Origin of the sequence: Chitinophaga sp. GbtcB8, from assembly GCF_019091455.1 — a bacterium.
Taxonomy (GTDB): domain Bacteria; phylum Bacteroidota; class Bacteroidia; order Chitinophagales; family Chitinophagaceae; genus Chitinophaga.
The window spans coordinates 1-244 of the sequence record NZ_JAGXJN010000323.1 but is presented as its reverse complement, the minus strand read 5'-3'; the positions used below and the strand labels follow the sequence as shown (position 1 = coordinate 244).

General features: G+C 54.1%; 1 protein-coding gene. It reads right to left on the bottom strand.

The features are described from left to right. Positions 1–35 precede the first annotated feature (35 nt). A partial coding sequence (locus tag KVT36_RS31990; RefSeq protein WP_217607478.1) for a T9SS type A sorting domain-containing protein occupies positions 36–244 on the bottom strand: 209 nt, incomplete at its 5' end.

The window sequence follows — 244 nt, the reverse complement described above, 5'->3', positions numbered from 1 at the left end:
AGTGCACTTTGAGATACTCCCTTCCATTCTAACTATTATTCTATAATAATCTTTTGAACAGCCTGCCGCCCGGCATTAGTTACCCGCTGCATATACAATCCTGCCGGCAGCGGTGCAAGCTGCAGCGTGTGGCTGGCGCCATTCAGCTGCCGGTTAATAACCGCTTTCCCTTCACTGTTCTTCTGCTCCAGCCGGCTGCCCTGCTGCCAGGCAGCACTGCGCTGCACGGGTACCTGGTTATGCA